The sequence below is a fragment of the Streptomyces chrestomyceticus JCM 4735 genome, from assembly GCF_003865135.1.
Taxonomy (GTDB): domain Bacteria; phylum Actinomycetota; class Actinomycetes; order Streptomycetales; family Streptomycetaceae; genus Streptomyces; species Streptomyces chrestomyceticus.
In genome coordinates this window covers 8,052,662-8,076,615 of the sequence record NZ_BHZC01000001.1, presented here as the reverse complement: position 1 = coordinate 8,076,615, position 23,954 = coordinate 8,052,662, and the positions used below count along the sequence as shown (strand labels likewise).

Annotated in this window: 23 protein-coding genes; 5 read left to right on the top strand and 18 right to left on the bottom strand. The window is 72.4% G+C overall.

Annotated elements, in window-relative coordinates:
- Window positions 1–149: 149 nt before the first annotated feature.
- Both paaK and EJG53_RS35395 read left to right on the top strand, forming a co-directional pair.
- The gene (paaK, locus tag EJG53_RS35400) at window positions 150–1,472 is read left to right on the top strand and encodes a phenylacetate--CoA ligase PaaK (RefSeq protein ID WP_244955474.1); all 1,323 of its coding nucleotides are present in this window, start codon (window positions 150–152) and stop codon (window positions 1,470–1,472) included.
- Between the two features lie 158 nt (window positions 1,473–1,630).
- On the top strand, window positions 1,631–1,939 hold the full coding sequence (locus EJG53_RS35395; RefSeq protein WP_244955473.1) for a DUF4240 domain-containing protein: 309 nt from the start codon (window positions 1,631–1,633) through the stop codon (window positions 1,937–1,939).
- Between the two features lie 275 nt (window positions 1,940–2,214).
- Here the strand turns inward: EJG53_RS35395 and EJG53_RS35390 are convergent, their stop codons facing one another.
- The 4 genes from EJG53_RS35390 to EJG53_RS35375 all read right to left on the bottom strand — a co-directional run bounded on the left by EJG53_RS35390 (window position 2,215) and on the right by EJG53_RS35375 (window position 7,615).
- Window positions 2,215–3,009 (bottom strand): VOC family protein, encoded by a 795-nt coding sequence (locus EJG53_RS35390; protein WP_125048324.1) that lies wholly within the window; start codon window positions 3,007–3,009, stop codon window positions 2,215–2,217.
- Window positions 3,010–3,187: 178 nt separating this feature from the next.
- Window positions 3,188–4,747, bottom strand: coding sequence for an acyl-CoA synthetase (locus EJG53_RS35385; protein ID WP_125048323.1), 1,560 nt, complete (start codon window positions 4,745–4,747; stop codon window positions 3,188–3,190).
- Between the two features lie 78 nt (window positions 4,748–4,825).
- Window positions 4,826–6,379, bottom strand: coding sequence for an acyl-CoA synthetase (locus EJG53_RS35380; protein ID WP_125049806.1), 1,554 nt, complete (start codon window positions 6,377–6,379; stop codon window positions 4,826–4,828).
- Between the two features lie 51 nt (window positions 6,380–6,430).
- Window positions 6,431–7,615, bottom strand: a complete 1,185-nt coding sequence (locus tag EJG53_RS35375; RefSeq protein ID WP_244955472.1) for an NAD(P)H-dependent flavin oxidoreductase — start codon at window positions 7,613–7,615, stop codon at window positions 6,431–6,433.
- A gap of 253 nt (window positions 7,616–7,868) precedes the next feature.
- Here EJG53_RS35375 and EJG53_RS35370 point away from each other — a divergent pair, with 253 nt between their 5' ends.
- Window positions 7,869–8,321 carry a hypothetical protein gene (locus EJG53_RS35370; RefSeq protein WP_125048322.1) on the top strand — a complete coding sequence of 151 codons (453 nt, stop codon included), beginning with the start codon at window positions 7,869–7,871 and terminating at the stop codon, window positions 8,319–8,321.
- Window positions 8,261–8,494, top strand: coding sequence for a hypothetical protein (locus EJG53_RS35365; RefSeq protein WP_125048321.1), 234 nt, complete (start codon window positions 8,261–8,263; stop codon window positions 8,492–8,494). Before EJG53_RS35370 ends, EJG53_RS35365 begins: the two co-directional genes overlap by 61 nt.
- Window positions 8,495–8,506: 12 nt before the next feature.
- Here the strand turns inward: EJG53_RS35365 and EJG53_RS35360 are convergent, their stop codons facing one another.
- Window positions 8,507–10,063, bottom strand: a complete 1,557-nt coding sequence (locus EJG53_RS35360; RefSeq protein ID WP_125048320.1) for a phytoene desaturase family protein — start codon at window positions 10,061–10,063, stop codon at window positions 8,507–8,509.
- 154 nt (window positions 10,064–10,217) lie between these two features.
- Between EJG53_RS35360 and EJG53_RS35355 the strand changes: the two genes are divergently transcribed.
- Window positions 10,218–11,549 (top strand): glycoside hydrolase family 27 protein, encoded by a 1,332-nt coding sequence (locus EJG53_RS35355; protein WP_125048319.1) that lies wholly within the window; start codon window positions 10,218–10,220, stop codon window positions 11,547–11,549.
- Between the two features lie 82 nt (window positions 11,550–11,631).
- On the opposite strand, the gene EJG53_RS35350 is transcribed toward EJG53_RS35355, so the two are convergent.
- The 13 genes from EJG53_RS35350 to EJG53_RS35295 all read right to left on the bottom strand — a co-directional run bounded on the left by EJG53_RS35350 (window position 11,632) and on the right by EJG53_RS35295 (window position 23,855).
- The gene (locus tag EJG53_RS35350; RefSeq protein WP_125048318.1) at window positions 11,632–13,875 is read right to left on the bottom strand and encodes a serine/threonine-protein kinase; all 2,244 of its coding nucleotides are present in this window, start codon (window positions 13,873–13,875) and stop codon (window positions 11,632–11,634) included.
- Window positions 13,876–14,016: 141 nt separating this feature from the next.
- Window positions 14,017–15,228 carry an acyl-CoA dehydrogenase family protein gene (locus EJG53_RS35345; protein WP_125048317.1) on the bottom strand — a complete coding sequence of 404 codons (1,212 nt, stop codon included), beginning with the start codon at window positions 15,226–15,228 and terminating at the stop codon, window positions 14,017–14,019.
- Window positions 15,229–15,488: 260 nt separating this feature from the next.
- Window positions 15,489–15,932: a hypothetical protein gene (locus EJG53_RS35340; RefSeq protein WP_125048316.1), complete on the bottom strand. Its 444-nt coding sequence runs from the start codon at window positions 15,930–15,932 to the stop codon at window positions 15,489–15,491.
- Window positions 15,933–16,001: 69 nt separating this feature from the next.
- A complete protein-coding gene (locus tag EJG53_RS35335; protein ID WP_125048315.1) occupies window positions 16,002–16,430 on the bottom strand; it encodes a MarR family winged helix-turn-helix transcriptional regulator in 429 nt (142 codons plus the stop codon).
- A gap of 29 nt (window positions 16,431–16,459) precedes the next feature.
- Window positions 16,460–18,304 carry an asparagine synthase (glutamine-hydrolyzing) gene (asnB, locus tag EJG53_RS35330; protein WP_125048314.1) on the bottom strand — a complete coding sequence of 615 codons (1,845 nt, stop codon included), beginning with the start codon at window positions 18,302–18,304 and terminating at the stop codon, window positions 16,460–16,462.
- Between the two features lie 463 nt (window positions 18,305–18,767).
- Window positions 18,768–19,163, bottom strand: a complete 396-nt coding sequence (locus EJG53_RS35325; protein ID WP_167515216.1) for a lasso peptide biosynthesis B2 protein — start codon at window positions 19,161–19,163, stop codon at window positions 18,768–18,770.
- On the bottom strand, window positions 19,160–19,420 hold the full coding sequence (locus EJG53_RS35320) for a lasso peptide biosynthesis PqqD family chaperone (protein ID WP_125048313.1): 261 nt from the start codon (window positions 19,418–19,420) through the stop codon (window positions 19,160–19,162). Before EJG53_RS35320 ends, EJG53_RS35325 begins: the two co-directional genes overlap by 4 nt.
- Window positions 19,398–21,245, bottom strand: coding sequence for a lasso peptide isopeptide bond-forming cyclase (locus tag EJG53_RS35315; protein ID WP_280526795.1), 1,848 nt, complete (start codon window positions 21,243–21,245; stop codon window positions 19,398–19,400). Before EJG53_RS35315 ends, EJG53_RS35320 begins: the two co-directional genes overlap by 23 nt.
- On the bottom strand, window positions 21,238–21,369 hold the full coding sequence (locus tag EJG53_RS41580) for a lasso RiPP family leader peptide-containing protein (protein ID WP_174856503.1): 132 nt from the start codon (window positions 21,367–21,369) through the stop codon (window positions 21,238–21,240). The genes EJG53_RS35315 and EJG53_RS41580 overlap by 8 nt, the downstream gene beginning before the upstream one ends.
- A 138-nt stretch (window positions 21,370–21,507) precedes the next feature.
- Window positions 21,508–22,257: a hypothetical protein gene (locus tag EJG53_RS35310; RefSeq protein ID WP_125048311.1), complete on the bottom strand. Its 750-nt coding sequence runs from the start codon at window positions 22,255–22,257 to the stop codon at window positions 21,508–21,510.
- Window positions 22,258–22,505: 248 nt separating this feature from the next.
- The gene (locus EJG53_RS35305) at window positions 22,506–23,018 is read right to left on the bottom strand and encodes a DinB family protein (RefSeq protein WP_125048310.1); all 513 of its coding nucleotides are present in this window, start codon (window positions 23,016–23,018) and stop codon (window positions 22,506–22,508) included.
- Window positions 23,005–23,439, bottom strand: coding sequence for a winged helix-turn-helix domain-containing protein (locus tag EJG53_RS35300; protein WP_125048309.1), 435 nt, complete (start codon window positions 23,437–23,439; stop codon window positions 23,005–23,007). The genes EJG53_RS35305 and EJG53_RS35300 overlap by 14 nt, the downstream gene beginning before the upstream one ends.
- On the bottom strand, window positions 23,436–23,855 hold the full coding sequence (locus EJG53_RS35295; RefSeq protein ID WP_125048308.1) for a hypothetical protein: 420 nt from the start codon (window positions 23,853–23,855) through the stop codon (window positions 23,436–23,438). The genes EJG53_RS35300 and EJG53_RS35295 overlap by 4 nt, the downstream gene beginning before the upstream one ends.
- Window positions 23,856–23,954: the final 99 nt, after the last annotated feature.

The following is a 23,954-nucleotide window of genomic DNA, read 5'->3' as shown; positions in this document are numbered from 1 at the left end:
GCGCTCGAAGCTACCCGCGCAGGAGTTCGTCACGCCCCTTGACGGGTTCCGCCGTCCGCTGATTACTTGGAGCGCACTCAGCCACCGACTGATCGGTCGGGACACGGAACGGTGACACACATGCCGGATGCGCGAAGATCGAGTACGGAATGAGTGACGGCACGGGCGCGTTCGGCCCGTATGCGGACGCGGGCGCGGTCGACGCCGTACGGCGGCTGTCCGCCGACGAGCTGCGGGCCCGGCAACTGGAACGGCTGCGCGCCTCGTTGCGGCACGCGTACGAGAACGTCCCCTTCTACCGGCAGTCCTTCGACCGGGCCGGGGTGCGCCCCGAGGACTGCCGGTCGCTCGCGGACCTCTCCCGTTTCCCGTTCACCGTCAAGGACGACCTGCGAGCCAACTACCCCTTCGGCATGTTCGCCGTGCCGCAGGACGAGATCCGCCGTATCCACGCCTCGAGCGGGACGACGGGCCGTCCGACGGTCGTCGGCTACACGGAACAGGACCTGGCCGTCTGGGCCGACGTCGTGGCCCGCTCGATCCACGCGGCGGGCGGCCGGCCCGGCCACACGGTGCACATCGCGTACGGGTACGGCCTGTTCACCGGCGGCCTCGGCGCGCACTACGGCGCCGAACGGCTCGGCTGTACGGTCGTCCCGGCCTCCGGAGGCATGACCGCCCGGCAGGTGCAGATCATCCAGGACTTCCGTCCCGAGATCATCATGGTGACGCCGTCCTACCTGCTCACGCTCCTCGACGAGTTCGAACGGCAGGGCGTCGATCCGCGGACCACCTCCCTCAGGACGGGGCTGTTCGGCGCGGAGCCGTGGACGGAGGAGATGCGCCGCGAGATCGAGGAGCGCTTCGCGATCGACGCGGTCGACATCTACGGCCTCTCGGAGGTGATGGGTCCAGGCGTCGCGCAGGAGTCCGTGGAGACCAAGGACGGGCTGCACATCTGGGAGGACCACTTCTATCCGGAGGTGGTGGATCCGGTCACCGGCGCCCCGCTGCCGGAGGGCGAGCACGGCGAGCTGGTGTTCACCTCGCTGACCAAGGAGGCCCTGCCGGTGGTCCGCTACCGCACCCGTGACCTGACCCGGCTGCTGCCCGGCACCGCCTGGCCCGCCTTCCGCCGGATGGAACGGATCACCGGCCGCTGCGACGACATGGTCATCCTGCGCGGTGTGAACCTCTTCCCCGCCCAGATCGAGGAAATCGTGCTGCGCACGCCGGGCGTCGCGCCGCACTTCCAACTGCGGCTGACCCGGGAAGGCCGGATGGACCACCTGACCGTACGGGCGGAAGCCCGGCCGGACGCGACCCCGGAGGAGCGCACGGCCGCCGTCGGCCGGATCGTCCGCGGCGTCAAGGACGGCATCGGCGTCTCGGTCGCCGTGGAGATCGTCGACCCGGAAACCCTGGAACGCTCCGTCGGCAAACTGAAACGCATCGTGGACGCCCGCGACTGAGGGCAAGGGGCCGTCCCGCTCATTCCGCTGCCCGGCGGCCAGAAGCTACTGCCACACGCCGAGCGGCGCATCGCCCGCGCCGCGGAGCCCAGCCCTGCCGGGGCCGCGGCTGTGGCCGTAGCCGCTCAATGTCAGACCCTTGCGTCACGCTGGCGGCCATGAACGAAGACACCTTTTGGCAGCTCATCGACGCCTGCACACCCACAGGACCGGACCCTGACTCCGAACGCCTGGCAGCCGCACTGACCGAGCACCTAGCCCGGTCCCCGGTGTACATGGTCACCGGCTTCGCCGAGCAGCTTTCCTGGGCCCTCTACCGCCTGGACCGCAAGGAACTCGGCCAGGGCCTCTCCGGTGACTCCTTCCTCTCCACACGCTGCGCGGTCGTCGCCGCCGGCCGCGAGGTGTTCGACGGCGTACTCCGGAACCCGAGCGCCTTCGCCCCGTTCGCCACCGACCTCGTCTGAGCGGAGAGCCTGCTCTACGCACCGGACCACGCCTACGAACGCATCACCGGCGAAGAATGGAACCGCGCCACTCGCTACTCCTACGAGTCGTACGCGAACACCAAGGGCTGGGCCGCCTGACGCGCCCGGTACGGGACCGACCCGGTGACCCACGGCGCCACTGACCGACAGCGCCACTGACCAACGGTGCCACCGGTCGACACCTACGCGGTCGAGGACCCGAGCGACGGGCCCTCGACCGGCCTTCCTGTCGGTCTCCGCCCCTCCGGCCTCCCCTACCTCGGACTCGGCGTGAGCAGCGCGTACGGAGCGCCGAACGGATCCAGCAGCATGGCGAGCCTGCCTATGCCTTCGGCGTCCTCCGGCGGGATGACGACCGTCGCGCCGCGTTCCGTGGACGCGGCGACCGTCGCGTCGCAGTCCTCCACCGCGAAGTACGGGTGCCACTCCGACGTGGCGCCTGCCGCGACGTTCTCGGCCGGCAACTGCATGATGCCGGCGTGGCCCGCTTCACCGTTCGGGTCGGTGCCGGTGGGCGAGGCGACCGTGTAGACCAGGTGCTCGTCCATCACGTTGTCGACCGTCTCCCACCCGAAGACCGTGCGGTAGAAGTCCTTCGCGGCGGCCGCGTCGGTCGTGTGGAGCTCGGTCCAGCAGACCGCGTTCGAGGCGCCGACCAGCTCCAGCCCCTGGACGTCGCCGGGCTGCCAGACCGCGAACTCGGCGCCGGCCGGGTCGGTGAACCCGGCCAGCCGGCCGGCGGTGAAGACGTCGCACGGGCCGAAGCGGACCGTGCCGCCGGCCTGCTCCACGGTCTTGGCCAGGGCGTCCACGTCGGAGCTGTGGAAGTGCACGGTCCAGGCCGGGCTCGCGCCCTCCTCGGTCAGCGGTCCGGCCCCGGCGACGGTCTTCCCGTCGAGCTGGAAGAAGCCGTACCCGCCGACGTCGGGGCCCGCCGAGCTGAAGGTCCAGCCGAAGACGCCGCCGTAGAACGCGACGGCCGCGTCGAGGTCGGGAGCCCCGAGGTCGAGCCAGTTCGGCGCACCTGGGACGTACTGGGTCGTGAGCATGTTGATCTCCTCCGGCATCCGATCGTCACGGCGCGCGACGCGGGCGGCGAGCGAGCACATACGCCCTCGTCACCGGGGAACACGCGGTGTCGTTCGGTGCCTTTCCCCCGGCACTTCTCAGCATGGCAGGGGGGTCTGACAATCGCCCTCGGCGGACGCCCGGACCATGATCGGCCGCTCACGCTCCGCCGGAGCGGAACCGGTCCCGTAGCTCCCGCTTGAGGATCTTGCCACTGGCATTGCGCGGCAGCGCCTCGACGAACAGCACCCGTTTGGGCACCTGGAACCCGGCCAGCCGCTCCCGCGCGACCGCGATCAGCTCCGCCTCCCGCGGCGCCCCGGTCTCCGCCCGCGGTACGACCACGGCGGTCACCGCCTCGATCCAGCGCTCGTCCGGCAGCCCGATCACCGCCACCTCGGCGACCGCGGGATGCGCGTACAGCGCGTCCTCGACCTGCCGCGAGGCGACCAGGACACCGCCCGAGTTGATGACGTCCTTGACCCGGTCGACCACGGTGAAGCAGCCCGCCGCGTCACGCGTCGCCAAGTCCCCCGAGCGGAACCAGCCGTCCCGGAACGCCGCCGCGGTCTCCTCCGGCTTGTCCCAGTAGCCCGAGCACAACTGGGGCGAGCGGTAGACGATCTCCCCGGGGGTGCCGTCCGGCACTTCGGTGCCGTGCTCGTCCACCACCCGGGCCTCCACGAACAGCACCGGACGGCCGCACGAGTCCATCCGGCCCTCATGCTCGTCCGGCCCCAGGACGGTGGCCAGCGGGCCGATCTCGCTCTGTCCGAAGCAGTTGTAGAAGGCGAGATCGGGCAGCCGGGCGCGCAGCCGTTCCAACACGGGCACCGGCATGACGGAGGCGCCGTAGTACGCCTTGCGCAGACCGCTGAGGTCCCGCGTGCCGAAGCCGGGGTGCTGGGAGAGGCCGATCCAGACGGTGGGCGGCGCGAAGAGGCTGTCGGCCCGGCCCGCCTCCACCAGGTCGAAGATCCGCTGCGGGTCCGGGGCGTCGAGGATGACGTTCTCCGCGCCCACGGCCAGGTACGGCATCAGGAAGACGTGCAACTGCGCCGAATGGTAGAGCGGCAGGCAGTGCACGGGCCGGTCGGCGGCCTTGAGGTCCAGGGCGGCGACGGCGGACGCGTACGCGTGCACCAGCGCGCCGTGCGTCATCATCGCGCCCTTGGGCAGCCCGGTCGTGCCGGAGGTGTAGAGGAGCTGGGCCAGGTCGTCGGAGCCTGAGGCGTACGGATCACGCGAATCGCACGGGCCCTGCGCACCACGCGGAACGGGCGGCCCGTACGGCAGCGCCTCCCGCGCGCGCTCCAGCAGCGACCCGGCCGCGTCGCGCAGCGGCATGGTGCGTACTCCGGACGGCAGCCGGTGCTCCAGCGCGGGGTCGGTGAGGACGAGGGCGCTGCCCGACTGTTCGAGGATGTAGCGCAGTTCGTCGCCGGTGAGGTGGTGGTTGACGGGTACGTGCACCAGGCCCGCGCGGGCGCAGCCCAGGAATCCGATCACGTACGCGTCGGAGTTGTGCCCGTACGCGGCGACCCGGTCGCCGGGCCGGAGCCCGGTGTCCAGCAGGGCGTACGCGGCGGCCGTCACCGCGTCGTCCAGTTCGCGGTAGGTCCAGGACCGGTCGCCGTGGATCACCGCCGTACGCTCGGGCGTCCGGCGCGCGCTGCGCCGCAGGACTCCGTCGACCGTGTTCGTCCGTACTCCCGTCATGGCGCGATCCTGTGCCCCGGCCCGCGACGGGTCAAGGACACCCCGCGACGGGGCGATCACGGACACCGGTGCTCCCGGCTACACGGCGCGCTCCCGTCCCGCCCAATACGGATCGCGGAGCCGCCGCTTGTACAGCTTGCCGTTCGGGTCGCGGGGCAGGGCCGCGACGAAATCAAGCGACCTGGGGCACTTGTACCCCGCGAGCCGCTCCGCGCAGTGGGCCAGGATCGCGTCGGCGAGCGCCGGCTCGGGCGCGTACCCGTCGGCGGGCTCGACAACGGCCTTGACCTGCTCGCCCCAGTCGTCGTGCGGGATGCCGAAGGCGGCCGCGTCGGCGACGGCGGGGTGGGCGAGCAGGGTGGCCTCGATCTCGGCGGGGTAGATGTTGACGCCGCCCGAGATGATCATGTCGATCTTGCGGTCGCGGAGGAAGAGGTAGCCGTCCTCGTCCAGGTACCCGAGGTCGCCGACGGTGAAGAAGTCGCCGATGCGGTTCTCGCGGGTCTTGCCCGCGTCCTTGTGGTAGCTGAAGCCGCCGGTGGTCATCTTCATGTAGACGGTGCCCAGTTCGCCTGGTGGCAGGCGCTCGCCGTCGTCGTTGAAGACCGCCAGTTCGCTGATGGGCCAAGCCCTGCCGACCGTACCGGGCTTCTTGAGCCAGTCCTCGGCCGTGGCGAACGCTCCGCCGCCCTCGCTCGCCGCGTAGTACTCCTCCACACAGCTCCCCCACCAGTCGATCATCGCCCGCTTGACGTGCTCGGGGCAGGGCGCTGCGCCGTGGATCGCGTGCCGCATCGAGGTCACGTCGTAGCGCGCCCGGACCTCCTCCGGGAGGGCGAGCAGGCGGTGGAACTGGGTCGGCACCATGTGCGTGTGGGTGCAGCGGTACGTGTCGATCAGGCGCAGCATCTCCTCCGGCGTCCACTTGTCCATCAGGACGACCTGGTGCCCGATGTGCAGGGAGGCGCCCGCGAATTGGAGTACGGCCGTGTGGTAGAGCGGTGAGCACACCAGGTGCACATTGCCGCCGAAAGGGCGGATGCCGAAGATGCCGAGGAAGCCGCCGAGCGGGGACTCCTCGGGCAGCCTCCCGGGGAGCGGGCGGCGGATGCCGCGGGGGCGGCCGGTGGTGCCGGAGGTGTAGTTCATGACCCAGCCGAGGGTGCGGTCCTCGGGCGGGGTCTCCGGCTGTCCGTCGAGGAGCGCGGAGTACGGGCGGAATCCGGGCACCTCGCCCACGGAGTAGCGGTGTCGCGGCGGCAGTCCGATCTCGTCGGCGGCGGCGCGGGCCGCGTCGGCGAACCGTTCGTGCGCGATCAGCGCCTTGGCTTCCGCGTCACCGGCGATCCAGGCGATCTCCGGGCCGACCGCGTGGTGGTTGACCGGTACGAGGTAGAAGCCCCCCTGGGTGGCGGCGAGATAGGCGGTGAACAGCTCCACACCGTTGGGCAGCACCACCGCGAACGCGTCGCCCCGCTCCAGGCCCGCGGCGCGCAGGCCGTGCACCAGGCGGTTGCAGGCGGCGTGCAGCCGGGCGGCGGTCCACTCCTCGCCGTCCGGGGCGATCAGCACCGTACGCCCCGGGTCGGCGGCGGCCTGCGCCCAGAAGCCGTTCGGGGTGGGTGACGCCATGGATGCCGGCATACGTGTCCTCCTCGGCTCGGTGCCGGTGTCTGGGGCCTTCTAGAGCCCGGCCGCGCGCCCGTCGGTGGGCCCGCCCGCGCGCCCGGCCGTGTGCCCGTCGGTGCGCTGATCCGCGCGCCCGGCCGTGCGCCCGGCGATCCGGTCCATGCGGTCGACGGCCCGCTCGAAGCCGCGGGTCAGCTCGTCGAAGACCGCCTGCACACTGCGTTCGGAGTTCATCTGCCCGACGATCTGGCCGACCGGCGTGCCGAGCAGCGGCTCGACCTCGTACTTCTGTATACGGGAGACGGCCTCGGCGACCAGCAGTCCTTGCAGGGGCATGGGCAGCGGCGCGGGGCTGGACGGGTCGTCCCAGGCGTCCGTCCACGCCGTACGGAGCTGCCGTGCGGGCTTGCCGGTCAGCGCGCGCGAGCGGACGGTGTCGCCGGAGCCCGCCGCGAGCAGTTTCTCGGTGAGCCGCCGGGAGTGCAGCCCGGCCTCCTCGGTGGTCAGCCAGACGGAGCCGAGCCAGACGCCCTGGGCGCCGAGGGCCAGCCCGGCGGCGACCTGTTCACCCGTACCGATGCCACCGGCCGCGAGCACGGGCAGCGGGTCGACGGCGCGGACGACTTCGGGGGTGAGCACCATGGTGGCGATCTCACCGGTATGACCGCCGGCCTCGTAGCCCTGGGCGACGACGATGTCGATACCGGCATCCCGGTGGTGCCGAGCGTGCCGGGGGCTGCCCGCGAGGGCGGCGACGAGGACGCCGTGCGCGTGGGCGCGTTCGACGACGTCGGCGGGTGGTGAGCCGAGCGCGTTGGCCAGCAGTTTGATCGGGTACTCGAAGGCCACGTCGAGCTGGGAGCGGGCCACCTGCTCCAGCCAGCCGGTGATGCGCCAGCCGGACGCCTCGCCCGGGGGCAGTTCGGGCACCTGGTGTGCGGCCAGGGTCCGCGCGACGAAGCGGCGGTGCTCGGGCGGGATCATCGCCTCGATGTCCGCCTCCGTGACGCCCTCGACCTTCTTCGCGGGCATCACGACGTCGAGGCCGTACGGTTTGCCGTCGGTGTGCCGCTCGATCCAGTCCAGGTCGCGGGCCAGTTCGTCGGCGGCCGCGTAGCGGACCGCGCCGAGCACGCCGAAGCCCCCGGCACGGGTGATCGCGGCGGCCACCGCCGGGAACGGGGTGAACCCGAAGACGGCGTGCTCGACTCCCAGCCGGTTGCTCAGCTCCGTCTGCATGGCCGCAGGATGCCGCAGGGACGCGTTCGAGGGAAGAGGATTCCTGATGGCTCGTCAGGAAAGGACGGGCGCGGGCCCCGTGAGGGCGGGACAGCTCCCGTAAGGGCGAAGCGGCTCCCGTAAGGCGGGCGCGGCCCCCGTATGGGCGAGGCGGCTCCCGTAAGGCCGGCGCGCCCCCCATGTCACATCCACCAGGGCGCAACCCGTCCATAGGGACGGTGAACACCTGCACACCAGCCCCAGGAGGCACATCATGCGGACGGACATCACCGTCATCGGGGCGGCGTTCGTGTGGGGGCTGATCCGCCGGGTGTTCGCGCCCGGTGTGCCGACCGTGAGGTGGGTGGCCGGAGGCCGGCAGGCGGTCGTGGACCGGATGACGGGCCGCACCCGGCAGCTCGGCGTACGCGTGGAGCTGGGCTCCCGGATCACCGTGCTCCCGGACCACCCCGCCATCGTCACCACGAAACCTCGCCTTCGATCTCGACGCGGTTACTCGATGCAGGACCCGGCCACCGCGCCGCCCGGCACGTCACTGTTCCAACTGGACATGCCGGTACGCGACGGGGAGCGGCCGGCCGACGCGCGACAGCGGCTGGAACGTTTCGCCGAGCTGACCGTGCCCGGGTGGCAGGACCGCGCGGTATGGCGCCGCCAGGGCACCGCGCGCGCGGCCGCACCGGCGCCCTGGACCTGCCGGGACTGACTTGGCGGGACCGTCCGGCGATCGACCGCGGGGACGGGGTCTTCCTGGCCGGGGACATGGTCACGGCGCCCGGGATGCGCGGCGAGATCGCGATCAACAGCGCCGTACGGGCCGCCGCGCGGGCGGTACGGGCGGCCGGGGTCACCGGCCACGGGACGGCGGGCGCCGCCTGAGCGCCCCGGCCGTCACTCCTGCTCCAGAACGGCCATGGCGGCGTTGTGCCCCGGAATGCCGCTCACCCCGCCGCCCCGGACCGCACCCGCGCCGCACAGCAGCACGTTGGCGTGCGCGGTACGCACACCCCACCGGGCGGCCGCGCTCTCCGCACCGTCCTCCGTGCCGTACGGAAAGGCCAGCTCGCGATGGAAGATGTTGCCGCCCGGCAGGCACAGGTCGCGTTCCAGATCGAGCGGGCTGCGGGCCTCGATGCACGGGCGGCCGTCCGCGTCGGTGGCCAGACAGTCGGCGAGCGGTTCGGCCAGTACGGCGTCGAGCTGGGCGAGGGTCACCGCGAGCAGGCGCTCCCGGGTGGCGTCGTGGTCATCGGTGAAGAGGCGGGCAGGGGTGTGCAGGCCGAAGAGGGTCAGCGTCTGGTAGCCCTGGCGTACCAGGTCGGAGCCGAGGATGGAGGGGTCCGTCAGGGAATGGCAGTAGATCTCCGAGGGCGGCGCGGCGGGGAGTTCGCCGGCGGCCGCCTGCCGGTAGGCGGTCTCCAACTGCCGGTAGCCCTCGGCGACATGGAAGGTCCCGGAGAAGGCCAGCCGCGGGTCGACGCCGGTGTCCCGCAGCCGGGGCAGCCGGGTGAGCAGCATGTTGACCTTGAGCTGGGCGCCCTCGGCGGGTTCCGGGGACGGTTCGCCGAGGAGCCCGGCGAGGACCTGCGGGGCGGCGTTGACCAGGACGTGCCGCGCGCCGACCGTGCCGTGCGCGCCGGTCACCTCGGCCGTGCCGCCGTCGGTGGCGATGCCGGTCACCGGGCAGTTGGTGACGATCTCCGCGCCGGCCCTGCGGGCGGCGTCGGCGAGCGCGTCGGTCAGGGCGCCCATGCCGCCGATCGGCACGTCCCAGTCGCCGGTGCCGCCGCCGATGACGTGGTAGAGGAAGCAGCGGTTCTGCGCCAGCGTCGGGTCATGGGCGTGCGCGAACGTACCGATCAGCCCGTCCGTGAGCACCACACCCCGCACCAGGTCGTCGTCGAACACCGACTCGACCGTCTCGCCGAGCGGTCGCTCGAACAGCGCCTCCCAGGCCGCGTCGTCGCCGATCCGGGCGCGCAGCGCGGCGCGGGCCGGCAGCGGTTCGGTGAGGGTGGGGAAGACCCGTTCCGCGACCCGCCGGGTCATGCCGTAGAACCGCCGCCAGGCCGCGTACTCCCGGTCCGAGCCGGTGATCCGGGCGAACGAGGCGCGGGTCGCGGCCTCGTCGGTGCTCACGTACAGGCCGGTGGGGCGGCCGCCGCGGACCGCGGGGGTGTAGGAGGAGACCGAGCGCCGGCGGACCGCGAAGCGCAGGCCGAGGTCGGCCACGATCTTCGGCGGCAGCAGGCTGACGAGGTAGGAGTAGCGGGACAGCCGCGCGTCCACGCCGCGGAAGGCACGCTCGGAGACCGCGGCGCCGCCGGTGTGGCCGAGCCGCTCCAGGACCAGCACCCGGCGCCCGGCGCGGGCGAGGTAGGCGGCGGCGACCAGGCCGTTGTGCCCGCCGCCGACGATGACCACGTCGTACGAAGTCCGTTCCGGCATGTCTCTTGGTAGCACGCGGTGATCGGTGCCGCCAGGTACGGACGGCTGAATTCCGGGAGCCCCGCAGCGCGGCGCCTTGCCCGCCCTCCTCCTACGTTCCTAACGTCCGACGATGCGTTGTATCGGCCTGCTCCGTCCCCCTGTGAGGCGACCTGTGCACATTTCGTCGGCAACGCGTCCCCCGAGGCGCACCCTGACCCGCCTGAGCGCCGCCGCCCTGAGCGCGGCGGGTGTCCTGTCCGCAGCCGCCGCCTTCCCGGCGGCGGCCACCCCCACCGCTCCCGGCCCGGCCGGGCCCGCGTCCGGCGCGCGGGCCGCGGCGGTCTACCCGAACCTCACCCCCAGACCCCCGATGGGCTGGAACAACTGGTCGTACTACATGTGCGACATCGACGAGAAGGTGATCCTCGGCAACGCGCGGGCCCTGGTGAAGTCCGGCCTCACGGCCAAGGGCTACGACACGGTCACCGTCGACGACTGCTGGATGCTCAAGCAGCGCGACGCCCGGGGCAACCTCGTCCCGGACCCGGCCCGGTTCCCGCGCGGCATGGCGTACGTGGGGCGCGAACTGCACCGGATGGGCCTGAAGTTCGGCATCTACGAGGACGTCGGCACGCTGACCTGCGAGAAGTACCCGGGCAGCTTCGGCCACTACCAGCAGGACGCCGACCTCTTCGCGAAGTGGAAGGTCGACTACCTGAAGATGGACGGGTGCAACCTGCCCACCGCCCGCGGCAAGACGAAGGAGCGGACCTACCAGGACGCCTACCGGGCGGTCAGCCAGGCCCTGCGGAAGACCGGCCGCGACATCGTCTTCTCGGTGTCGGCGCCCGCCTACTTCCAGTACGACGGCGACCGGGTCTGGCACCAGGTCATCCGCTGGTCGTCGCAGGTCGGCAACTTGTGGCGGGAGGGCCGCGACATCGCGGTGGAGAAGCACAACGGCGCCAGGAAGTGGTCGTCGATCAAGTACAACTACGCGTACAACGCCAAGCTGGCGCCCTTTCAGCGCCCGGGCCGCTGGAACGACCCCGACTTCCTGCTGGCCGGTGACTCCGGCCTGTCCACCCGGCAGATCCAGAGCCAGATGGCACTGTGGGCCATGATGGCCGCACCGCTGATCTCCAGCACGGACCTGACGAAGATCTCACCGGCCGCGCTGCGGGTCCTCGGCAACCGGGACGTCATCGCCGTGGACCAGGACCCGAAGGGCGTGCAGGGGCGCGTGGTCCAGCAGGGGCCCGGGTACGACGTGCTGTCCAAGCCGCTGCAGAACGGTGACCGGGCCGTCGCGCTCTTCAACTCGGGTGACACGCCGCGGACCCTGTCCACCACGGCGAAGACGGCCGGTCTGCCGAGGGCGGGGACGGGCCGGTACGAGCTGCGCGACCTGGTCACCCGGCGCACCTCCCGCACCGACGGGAAGATCTCCGTACGGGTACCGGCGCACGCGACGGTGCTCTACCGGGTGCGTCCGGTGCGCTGAGCGGCTGCCGGGGCGCACCTCAGGGCGGTGCCTCAGGGCACCGAGCGGACCGCCGGGCCGGGACCGAAGGCGCAGCCCTCCTTCACCCCCGGCCCGGCGCGCGCCGCTGCCGCAGCGCGGCGACCCGGCGGTACAGCGCCACCGCCTCGGCGGAGCGCCCCAACTGCTCCAGGCACTGCGCCTCGTCGCCGCGGCTCGCCAGGGCGTCGGGGTGGTCGGCGCCCAATACCCGTTCGCGGGCCGCCGCGACCTGCCGGTAGACGGCCAGCGCGTCGGGCCAGCGGCCCAGCCACCCCAGGGCGACGGCGATCTCCCGGCGGCTGACGAGGGTGTCGGGATGGTCGGCGCCCAGCACCTGTTCGCGGAGCGCGGCCACCGAACGGGCCTCGACCAGCGCCTCCTCCCAGCGTCCGAGGCGGCCGAGGTTGACGCCGAGGCCGTGCCGGGCGCGCAGCGTCTCGGGGTCGGCGGGCCCCTGCGCGGTCGTACGGGCGTCGACGAGGTCCCGGTACAGCTCCAGCGCCTCGGCGCTGCGCCCCAGACGTCCCAGACTTATGCCGACCTCGTAACGGGCGGCGAGGGTGTCCGGATGACCGGGCCCCAGCGCCTGCGCCCGGTCGGCGGCCACCTCACGATAGGTCTGCAATGCCTCCGTCCAACGCCCCAACTGTCCGAGCAGGTAAGCCACTTCGTACCGCGTCACCAGCGTGTCCGGATGCTGCGCCCCCAGCACCCGGGCCCGGCCCGACGCCACGTCGCGCGCCATCCGGTACGCGTCCTCCAGCCGGCCCAGACGGCTGAGGTTGAAGGCGAGGTTGTGGCGGCAGCGCAGCGCGTCCGGGTGCCCGGGGCCCATCGTGCGCTCCCGGGCCGCGAGGACGGACACGTACACCTGGTGCGCCTCGAAGTGCCGCCCGAGCCGGCCCAGCGCGTACGCCGTCTCCTGGCGGGCGGCCAGCGTGTCCACGTGATCGGCGCCGAGGCTCCGCTCGCGCCCGGCGGCCACCCGCTCGTACTCGCGCAGCGCGTCGGCGGGCCGGCCGGACCGGGCGAGGGTGAAGGCCACCTCGAACCGGCTGGCGAGGGTGTCCGGGTGGTCGGGCCCGAGCGCGTGCTCCCGTTCGGCGGCGACCGCGCGGTGCACCTCCCCCGCCTCCGCCCACCGGCCGAGCCGCCCGAGGCTGAGCCCGGCGTTGTGGCGGGCGGCCAGCGCGGCGAGGTGTTCGGGCGAGGGCGCGGGGCGCTCGGCGGCGTACGGTGCGGGGGTGTCGCGGCTGAGCGGCGGCAGACCGCTCGTCCACGAGCCGGTCAGCCCGGCGGCACCCTCGGCACCGGACGCCCGCGGCACCCGGGGGCCGGCCTGGGACCCGCCGCGCATCCCCTGCGTCCAGGACGGCAGGCGGTACGCGGCGCGCGTCGGTGTACGCCCGTCCGGCCGCGCCGGGAGCGTCGCCTCCACCGTGGGGTACTCCGGCGGCCTGCGGGCCGAGACGAGTCGTTTCACCAGCTCCGCAGCGTCCCGGGGCCGGTCCTCCGGATCCTTCGCCAGCAGGTCCAGCACGATCCGCTCGTACGCCTCCGGAAGGTCGGGGCGGTGCCCGCGCGGCGGCTCCGGCGGCGTGTCACGGTGCCCGACGAGCACCGCCCAGGCGTCGTCGAGGTCGAACGGCGGCACCCCCGTAGCCAGCTCGTACAGCACACACCCCAGCGAGTACAGGTCGCTGCGGTGATCGACCGTCCCGGCGCCGATCTGCTCCGGCGACATGTAGTGCGGCGTGCCCATCGCTATGCCGGTACCGGTCAGCCGGGCGGTGAACCCGATGTCGTGCCCCAGCCGGGCGATGCCGAAATCGCAGATCTTCACCGTCCCGTCGGCGATCCGCACGATGTTCGCGGGCTTGAGGTCACGGTGCACGATGGACTGCTCGTGGGTGTACGCGAGGGCCGCCGCGACCTGCTCGGCGATGTCGGCGAAGTCCGGCACGGGCAGCGGGTAGTGCCGGTTGTCCTCCAGCAACTGGCTCAGGTTCCGCCCGTCGAGCAGCTCCATCACGAGGAACAGGATCCCGTCGTCCTCACCGAAGTCGTGGACGACCGTGATCCCGCGGTGCTGAAGGGCCGCCGCCACCCGCGCCTCCCGCCGGAAGCGCTCCCGGAGCACCCGCATGAACGACGGATCGTGCTGCGGCCCGAGCGGCTTGAGGCACTTGACCGCGACCTGCCGCCCCAGCGACTCGTCGCGCGCCCGCCACACCTCCCCCATCCCGCCGCGCCCGATCAGGTCGAGCAACCGGTAACGCCCCTGGACCAGCCTGCTCTCCACCATCGCCGCCCGCGCCCCCGTCCCACCGCGTCCGCCGCGATCCCCCTCGGTGCCCCTGGGTGCCCCGCCCGTTCAGTATGGCGGCGCGGGGGCGCGGGGTGTAGGGCGCTGGGGAGGCACCGCGGGGGCGGGCCGGACCGCGCGTCAACGCCGTACCCGAGGCATCCCCAGCCCGATCCACGCGATGATCTCGCGCTGGATCTCGTTGTTGCCGCCGCCGAAGGTGAAGATGACCGCGGAGCGGTAGCCGCGTTCCAGTTCGCCGTGGAGGACGGCGCCGGCCGAGCCGTCCTTCAGGGGGCCTGCGGCGCCGACGACCTCCATCAGCCAGGCGTAGGCGTCGCGACGGGCCTCCGAGCCGTAGACCTTGACGGCGGAGGCGTCCTGTGGGGTGAGGGTGCCTTGCTGGAGGGCGTCGACCATCTGCCAGTTCAGCAGCTTCATGGCGTCCAGCCTGGTGTGGGTACGGGCCAGGCGGCCGCGTACCCAGCCCAGGTCGATGACGCGCCGTCCGTCGGCCAGCTTGGTCTCGCCGGCCCAGCGCTGTACGTCGCGCAGGGCGCGGACGGCCATCGTGCCGTGGGCGGCGAGGGTGACGCGTTCGTGGTTGAGCTGGTTGGTGATGATGCGCCAGCCCTGGTTCTCCTCGCCGACGCGGCGGGTCAGGGGGACGCGGATGTTCTCGTAGTAGCTGGCGGTGGTGTCGTGCGAGGCGAGGGTGTTGATGCGGGTGCAGGAGTAGCCGGGGTCGGAGGTGGGCACGAGGAGCAGGCTGATGCCTTTGTGGGGCGGTACGCCGTCCTCGACGGGAGCGGTGCGGACGGCGAGCCAGACCCAGTCGGCGGTGTCGCCGTTGGTGGTCCAGATCTTCTGCCCGTTGACGAGGTAGCCGTCGCCGTCGCGTACGGCCCGGGTCTTCAGTGACGCCAGGTCCGTACCGGCTTCCGGTTCGCTGTAGCCGATCGCGAAGTCGATCTCCCCGGCCAGGATCTTGGGCAGGAAGTACGCCTTCTGCTCGGCGGTGCCGTACCGCATGATCGTCGGGCCGACGGTGTTCAGCGCCATCAGGGGCAGCGGCACGCCTGCCTGTGCGGCCTCGTCGAAGAAGATGAACTGCTCCATCGGGGTCAGGCCCCGGCCGCCGTACTCCTCGGGCCAGCCGACCCCGAGCCAGCCGTCCGTGCCGAGCTGCCGGACCGTCTCGCGGTAGAACCGTTTCTGCGGGCTGGGGCCCGTGGCGTCCCGCGCACCGGTGCCCTGGAACCGTGCGTACGCGTTGTCGGGGGTCAAGGCGGCGAAGTACTCCCGCAGTTCGGACCGCAGCCGCTGCTGTGCCGGGGTGTATTCGAGGTGCACGGCCCCTCCTGGTCTGACCGGCCCGGATGGTGGTACGGAGACACGTACGCGCTCCGGCGCACGGCGGGCGCGGTACGGCGTGGCACGGCGCGGCGCGGGAGCTGTTTTCTGACGGGCCGTCGGGTTCTGGGTCGTGGGCACAGTAGAACGTGTTCCATTGATGGGGAAGGGGGCGGACGGGACGGAGGGCCGGGGCAGGGGCCGGGCCACGGGTCCGTCCCGGGCGGCTCGGCGGTGGCCGGCCGCGCCTTCGGCAGTGACTACCTGAACAGCTTGAGGAAGTCCGTCTGGCCGGCACCGGGGTATCTGGTGTCGGACGGAGGCTGATTCGCCGCGTATTCGAGCCCGGGGTCGTCGTCCGGCGCTTCGTTGCCCTGCTTGTTGCCGGGCAGGTCGGCGCCGCCGCAGTGGTTGAGCGGGCTGCCGAAAGGAATCTGCCCGAGCAGGCCGGCCGCGTTCCCGGTACCGTGCGTGGCGGCTCCGCGCGCGACCGTGCCCACTCCGTTCCTGCAGGTGTTGTCGTGGGACGGGGACCCGATGACGATGAGGCCGCCGGCCGACGCGGGGGCCGCGCCGACGAGCGACACCGCTGCCGCCGCGGCCGTGACCGCGAGGGTGGTCGTGGCGAGGGAGGCGACTGTGCGACTTGTGACTGTCCTATGACTGGCCATGGCCTGAGAACGACGGTCCGCATCGTAGGTCATCGTCCCTACTCCGACCGGCCCTGCGGGCGCCACCAGGGGCGATGCCCGTCGGCCGGGTCCGTCACCCGGTCAGTCCGACGCCTCGGCCAAGCGTCGCAGCAGCGGTTCGATCTCGGCGAGCCGGCGGACCTCGTCGGGCCGCAGCGAGGCGAGGCGCTTGGCCAGCACCTCGGCCTCGCCGCGGGCGACCTCGGCGAGCGCGGCCGTGCCGCGGTCGGTGGCCAGGACGCGGCTGGCCCGGCCGTCCGTGGGGTCCGGTTCGCGGCGGATCAGGCCGGCGGTCTCCAGTCCCAGCACGGCCGCGGTGGCGGTCGGCTGGGAGCAGGGGACCCAGGTCGCGATCTCACCGATCCGGGAGGGGCCGCGCTGGGTCAGCATCGCGAGGACGGCGAGCTGTGTCGGCTGGATGCCGCCCGCGGCGGCGGCCCTGCGCAGGCTGCGGGTCAGCCGGTTCAGGGAGACCACCAACTGGAGTGCCGCATCGTCACCGATTGTCATCGTTCAGCCCATCGCGCGCCCTGTCCGGGTCAGGAAAGGGTAAGCCGGGGCCGGTAGATGTCCAACCACTGAGCCAGGTCGAGCGTCTTTTCGAGGCCCTTCCGGGACGCCTGGGTGATCTGCGGGGCGGCGTGCTCGGCGGCGCGCTTGAGCCAGTTGCGGTCGACGATCTCGAAGACCGGGTGCGAGGAGCGGGCCAGCAGGTCCTTGGCGTGCTGCTGGAGGGCGACCGCGTACTTGGGGTCCTGCGTCGACGGGTAGGGGCTCTTGACCCGGTCGTACACCGACTTCGGCAGGACATCGGCGGTGGCCTCGCGCAGCAGGCTCTTCTCGCGTCCGTCGAAGGACTTCAGCGCCCACGGCGTGTTGTAGACGTACTCGACCAGCCGGTGGTCGCAGAACGGCACCCGTACCTCCAGGCCCACGGCCATGCTCGCGCGGTCCTTGCGGTCGAGCAGGATGCGGACGAACCGGGTCAGGTGCAGATAGCTCATCTTGCGCATCCGGTACTCGAAGTCGCTCTCGCCGTCGAGCCGCCGGATGTCCTTGACCGCGGTCCGGTAGCCGTCGCGTACGTACGAGGGCAGGTCGAGGGAGTCGGCGAGCGCGGGGACGAGGATGTCGCCGTCGTCGCCGAAGTGCTCGGCGACGCGGACGAGCCAGGGGAAGGTGTCGGCCTGGCGGGCCTCCTCGTCGAAGAACTGCTTGTAGCCGCCGAACACCTCGTCGGCGGACTCCCCGGAGAGGGCGACGGTCGAGTGCTGCCGGATCGCCTTGAAGAGGAGGTAGAGCGAGGAGTCCATGTCGCCGAAACCCACGGGTATGTCGCGCGCCCGTATGACCTTCGCGCGCACCTCGGGGTCGGCCAGCGCGTCCGAGTCCAGGACGATGTCCTGGTGGTCGGTGCCGGAGAGGCGGGCCACGTCGTGGACGTACGGCGTGTCCGGGGTGGCGCGGAGGTCGTCGGCGACGAAGTGTTCGGTCTGGCCGACGAAGTCGACGGCGAAGCTGCGTACGGTCTCCCCCGTCTCCTTCAGTTGCCGGGCCGCCAGCGCGGTCATGGCGGAGGAGTCGAGGCCGCCGGAGAGCAGGGTGCAGCGGGGGACGTCGGAGACGAGCTGACGGCGGACGATGTCGTCGAGCAGGGTACGGACGTGGGCCACGGAGGTGTCGCGGTCGTCCTCGTGGGCGCGGGTCTCCAGCGACCAGTACACGTGGCGGCGCAGGCCGCCGCGGTCGGCGGTGACGACCGTGCCGGGCTCGACCTCGTACATGCCGTCCCACACGGCGTGGCCGGGGGTCTTGACGAAGGCGAACATCTCGCGGACGCCGTCGAGGCCGACGCGGGGCTCGGCGAGCGGGTTGGCGAGGATCGCCTTGGGCTCGGAGCCGAACAGCACGCCGTCGGGGGTCTCGTAGTAGTAGAACGGCTTGATGCCCATGCGGTCGCGCACCATGACGAGCCGCCGGCGCCGCTCGTCCCAGACGGCGAACGCGTACATGCCGTTGAGCCGCTCGGCGACCGCCTCGCCCCATTCGAGGTAGCCGCGCAGCACGACCTCGGTGTCGGACTCGGTGGTGAACCGGTGTCCCCTGCCGACGAGTTCTTCGCGCAGCTCGCGGTAGTTGTACGCCTCGCCCGAGTAGACGATGGCCACCGGGCTGCCGTCCGCCTGCTGCACGGTCATCGGCTGGCGGCCGCCCGGCAGGTCGATGATCGCGAGGCGGCGGTGCCCGAGGGCGGCCGGGCCCTGCACCCACGTTCCGCGGTCGTCGGGCCCGCGGCAGGACATCGTCTCCGTCATCGCGTCGACGGTCTCCTGCTCGGAGCGCAGGTCACGATCGAAGGAAATCCAGCCGGTGATGCCACACATGCCATGTCCTCCTGTGTCCGGTCCGGGGAGGCGGGCCGTCCGGCGGCGGTCCGGCGACGGGCGGTACGCGGGCGCCGTGTGCGGGCAGGGCGCAGCCCGGCGGCCCGGCGCTCCCACGGATCAGTTGTATCGAGCACCTATGTAACGAGGGTGTTCCTCGCGGTGGCGCTCCGTCAACCTGGCCGTAACACGGGGAGAGCCGCCCAACGACCTGCTCTGCGGGCGGGTTTGAGGAGCAGACGATGGGCTTGAGCTGCGGATTCGGCGGGTGGTGGCAGGAGAGGGAGGGTTGGCGGATGGGCCGCCGCTTACGACAATGTGGGCAAGGCTTTACCTGAGGCCGGCCGATGTCACGGCTGCCGGTCCGGTGTCTCCCCGCCCGCCGTATCCGCTTCGCCCGCCGTTGCCACCTCGTTCGCCGAGGGTGTTGCCACCTCATTCGCCGAGGGTGGCGGGCCGATGGTCAGCAGCGGCCGGTAGTGGCCTGCGGGGTACGGCTCCCGATGAGCTGCCCGTCGGCTTCGACCCAGGCGTGGGCGGAGAAGGGGTGGGTGCGCACGCCGGTACGCCAGGTGGGCCAGGTGCCGCGGGCGCGGCAGAGCAGGGCGGTGGCGATGGAACGTTGCAGGCAGCCTTGCCCGGCGCAGCGCAGGGAGACGGCCACCACCTGCTGCCGGGCGGCCCGTGCCTGTGCGGCGGTGGCCGGCGCCGAGCCGCGGCGGGCGAACTCCAGGAACCGGCGCAGGCGGGCCGGGGTGGTCGCGGCCAGCGGGCGGGCGACGGCGACCGCCAGCAACGGCAGGAACCGGCGGTGTACGGGCAGGGCGCGGCGTTCGGCCAGGGCGACGGGCACGCTCACGAGGTGATCACCAGCTTCGCGGCGCGCAGTTGACCGACGACGGCGTGCACGTCGCGGGCGGCGCGGTCCGCTTCGATGCCGTGCCGGGCGGCGAGCGCGGCGGCGACGCGGTCGGGTTCGTCGCCGTCGAGCAGGTGGCGGAGCACGGCGGCGCCGGTGGCGTTGAGCTGCCAGTACCGTCCGGTGCCCAGGTGCAGCAGGACGGTGCCGTCGTCGGTGTCGGCGGAGGTCACGTCAGGGTGCAGGCGTAGCGGCATCGGGCCTCCCGGGGGCAGCGGCGCTGCGTTCGGCGCGCAGCCAGGTCTCGCACCCCAGCAGGGACTCCACGGCGAACACGGTGGTCTCGTCGGCCTGCGGGGCGAGCAGACGGGTGCGCAGGATGTCGGTGTCGATCAGCCCGTGGGCGGCGAGGGCCGAGTCGGCGAAGGTGTCCAGGATGGCGGGCAGGTTGTGGCGGAAGCCGATGCGCAGGTCTTCGCCGTACTCGCCCTTCGTGGACCGGCCCAGCACCTGGTCCGGCACGGTGCCGCGCATGGCGTCGGCCAGCAGCGGCTTGTACCGCCAGGGCGTGGACCGCTCGTGCAGCCGGACGCCGAGCACCGCTTCGACCACGCTGTCGTCGAAGTACGGCAGGTCCAGTTCGACGCCGGCGCCGGCGAGCATCCGGGCCAGCGGCCGGTAGAGGGACGTACTGGAGCGCAGGACGAGCAGGGCCTGGTGCTGGCCGGGGTCGTCCGCCCAGGTCTCGGCCTGGTCGGCGGTGCGCCGCAGGGCCTCCCGGGTCAGCTCGACACCGGCGTCGGTGACCCACGGCGTCACCCGCATCGGCCACAGGCCCCAGCCCAGTACGGGCCGTCGCCGCGGCGGCGGTGGTGCGGTGAGGTGCTCGGCCTGTGCACGCCACCACCCCGCGACGTCCCCGGGGCGGAGCAACCCGGCGAACGTGGCGCTCAACGGCCAGCGCCTGAGCGCCGCATAACCGCGCGTGTGACGGATCGCGGTGACCGGGTGACGCCACAGCAATTGATGCAGATAACCGGGAAGCGCGCTGAACAGTTCGTCACCGCCGTGACCCGCCAGATGCCGCCGGGAACCCGACCGGGCGAGCAGATTTCCCAGGTGCCGGAATCTGGCAGCCGTGCGCGTGAACGGAAAAGGCTGCTCGGTGTCCGCGAGCATCTGCGGATCGTCGAAAATCCTCGGCAATTGCCGCTGCGGTACGAGGAGATGCTCGGCGCGGTCGAGGAGGCGCGTGGCGTGGGCGGCGAAGGCGGGGTCGTCGTTGCCCGCCTCGGCCTCGGCCCAGCGCACGGTGGTCAGGTCGGGGGTGTGGCGGGCGGCGAGGAAGCACAGCGAGGTCGAGTCCATGCCGCCCGACAGGTCGCTGCTCAGCCCCTCTCCGGGGGCGGGCTGTCGGCTCGTCGCGGCCTCCAGCGCGGTACGTACGGCTCGCGCACCGGTCTCCAGCGGCTCTCGCGGTTCCGGTGGACGCCACCATCGCGCCTGCCGGGCTCGGTCCCGGTCCCAGACCAGGCAGTCTCCCGGGGGCAGCGCGACGACCCCGCTCCACATGGTCTGTTCGCTCAGCGGCGACGGCAGGACGCCCCTGCACGACGCCCGTACCGCCAAGGCGTGTTCGTCCACCGAGGCCCTGGTCATCGCCGCGAGCAGGTCGGCCCGGTCGGCGGCCACCGTGGTGCCGTGCAGCCGGGCGTGGACGACCCTGCGCAGGCCGGTGGCGGTGCCTTGCAGACGCATCTGTCCGCCGAAGGAAACCACCAGGTGGCAGGCGCCCGGCAGGTCCGCGGCCAGGCGGTCCACATCGGCCTGCGAGCGCACCTGGGCTGCCAGGCGGGACAGCCGCGCGGCGGTCACCGGACGTACCCCGATGACCGCCACCCGTACCGGCCCGGCCGCGGCCGTGACGCACTGGTCACGGCCCCACCTGCCGACCAGCCAGGGGCGCCCGGACGCGTGTGCCACCACCTGTGGTGCGGCGATCGGGACAGCCGGTCGCGCGGCCGCTCCGGCAGGTGTGTCCGGCAGCACCGCGAATCCCGGCCCCCGCACGGATTCAGACAACGATGTAACCGCCGGCGCCGTCCGAGAAGAAATGACCGATTCCCAGCGTGTCCTCACTGAATTCACCGAGCTCGGCCAGCATCGGCGGTTGGTAGACGGTGTCCGGAGCTTCCTGTTCTTCCATGACGACCTCCCGAAGGCGGAGTGCATCCGATATCACTGCAATCCTTTATCCCCGCGGACTGCTGGACGCGTCAATCAAACCGTCATGATTCACAGGTTGCGCACACCTGTCGCCAAAGGTTCCGGGCGAACAGGGTTTCTAGCGGCGGAAGATGTGCAGCGAGCGGCCCAGCGCGCCGACCATCCGGCGGACGAGGCCGCGCCGGGGCGGGGTGACGGCGCCGGCGGTCCGCCAGTCGGCCGCCTGGGCCACCATCGCGGTCAGGCTCCGGTAGAAGGCCGAGGAGCGGTCGGCCCCGTCCAGGTCGGCCCACGTCAGGAGGTGCGAGAGGACGCCGTCGTACTCGTGGTACGGGCGGGCCCGCATGTGGTCGGTGAGCTTGGTGCGGATCGCCCGCTGCCGCTCGGGCGACAGCCGGGACGAGGGCAGTTCGTCCAGCAGCCGCTGCACATGGCCGACGACCAGGTCCACGAAGGCGTCCCGGCGCCGTGCGTCCACCCGCCCCAGGCGGGCGTTCTGGTGGTCCTCCTCCCGGTCGGGTGTCTCGTTCCGCACCCGGTCCTCCTCGGCCGCGGAGAGCCGGGGTGCCGGGAAGTTCAGCATCCGGGAGTCGTACGCCTGGTTGACCGCGACATGGGTCAGCTCGTGGACCAGCACAGCGAGGTGGTCGGCGCGCGGCATGCCCGGCGTGTAGGCGTAGGAGACGGTGTACCGCCCCTGGCCGAGGTCACGGGTGTTGCCGCCGCCCGCGCCCGCCGTCCGTTCGAACTCCGCCCGGTTGACGTGGCCGAGCAGTTCACCGAGCAGCCGCTGGGCGTACGGGTCGCGGGTCTCCCGGGAGTAGTCGTGCAGCAGTTGCCGGTCCTGTGCCGTCGAGTCGTCCGCCACGATGCCCTCCGCTCGGTGTGACCTGGGGTGCGGTGGGCGGCCGCGCGCCGGCGTGCGGTACCGCTGCCGTCGCACCGCATCGGTGGCGCGGTGTCCCGTGCTCGCGCGCCAGTCTGCTGAGTCCCGGCCGCTGGGCGGTATACGTAATCCCGCCTCACCGCCCGCCCCCGCCCTCACCCTTGGCCCCGAAGCCCCAGCGTCCCGGCGCCCCGGCGTCCCTATCCCCGCCGCCCGGTGCCCCGCGGCGGTCAGACCCCCGTGCTCCCGTCGATGCGCTCCCGTATGAGGTCCGCGTGGCCGCAGTGGCGGGCGTACTCGGCGATCATGTGGGAGTAGATCCAGCGCAGGCTGACCTGGTTGTCCCGCCACAGCCCGGTGTCTTCCAGCGCGTGGGCGGCGCAGTTTTTGCGGGCGTGCTCCACCTCGGTCTGCCAGAGGAGGCGGGACTTCGCGTAGGTGGCGTCCGCCTCCAGGCCGAACCCTCGGTCGGCGGGCCGGACATCGGCGTCGGCACTGCTGACCGTCGGGGCGTCCTCCCCCGTCAGCACCCTGCGGAACCAGGTCCGCTCGACCTCCGTCAGGTGCTGGACGAGACCGAGCAGGGTGAGCGAGGAGGGCTCCGCCGACGCCGTACGGAGCTGCTCCTCCGTCAGGCCGTCGCACTTCTGGGCGAGGGTGGCGCGGTAGAAGTCGAGCCAGGCTTCCAAGGTGGTCCGCTCGTCGGCGGTCATGGGCGGGAAGGTGCGTTCAGGTGTGTTCATGTCCGTCATCGTGACACGAGGGACTGACAACGCCGTTGAGCACGGCGTCTCCGTCCGGTACGGCTCCGCCCGGCTCCGGAACGTGCCGCACTCCGCCGCCCCCGGCGATCGCCCGCAGCGCCGCCAGGTGCCGCTGATACACGGCGCGCCCCTCGGCGGTCAGCGCCAGCCAGGTCAGCGGACGGCGCCCGGCCCGGCCCTTGGACACGGCCAGCCAGCCTGCCGCCTCCAGCGCCGCGACCTGCTTGGAGAGGGCGGAGTCGGTGACCTCGACCAGATCGCGCACCACGGCGAACCCGGCCCGGTCGACCGGCGACAGCGCCGCCACCACGGACAGCCGGACGGGCGAGTTGAGCAGCGGGACGAGGGCGTGGCGGGGGTGGCTGCCGCCCGTACCGGCCCGGGCGCTCCCCTCCGTCACGACGACCGTCGCCTTTCGAGGACGGCACCCACGACGAGCGGCAGGGCACACGCCGACGCCGCCACGGCCGCGAACGGAGGACTGTCCACGAACACCAGTTGCCCGAACAGGATCGAAGCGGAGTAGACCGCGGCCCACAGACCGATCAGCACACCGTGCCGGACCCCGAACCCGCGGCGCACGATCCGCTGCCGGGCGGCGTACAGCGAAATCCCGGACACCAGGGCGGTCATGGTCAGCGTGAAGGTCAGCGCGGCGGCGAACCCGTGCCACAGCAGCGCCATCGGGACGATCACCGACTGTCCCGCAGCGAAGACCCACAGGTAGCGCGCGTACCACCCGCTTCGGGCCCGCGCGGCTCTCTCCATCGCAGTCGCCCGCTCCAAGGCGCCCATGTGGTCACTGGCTCCGTACATGCTTCCCCCTCCGTCGCGCACCGCGTCAGCCGGGCCTGGCGCCCGTACTTGCCATGCCGACAAACACTTTCCATCTCGGCAAGTACAGGGACGACACTG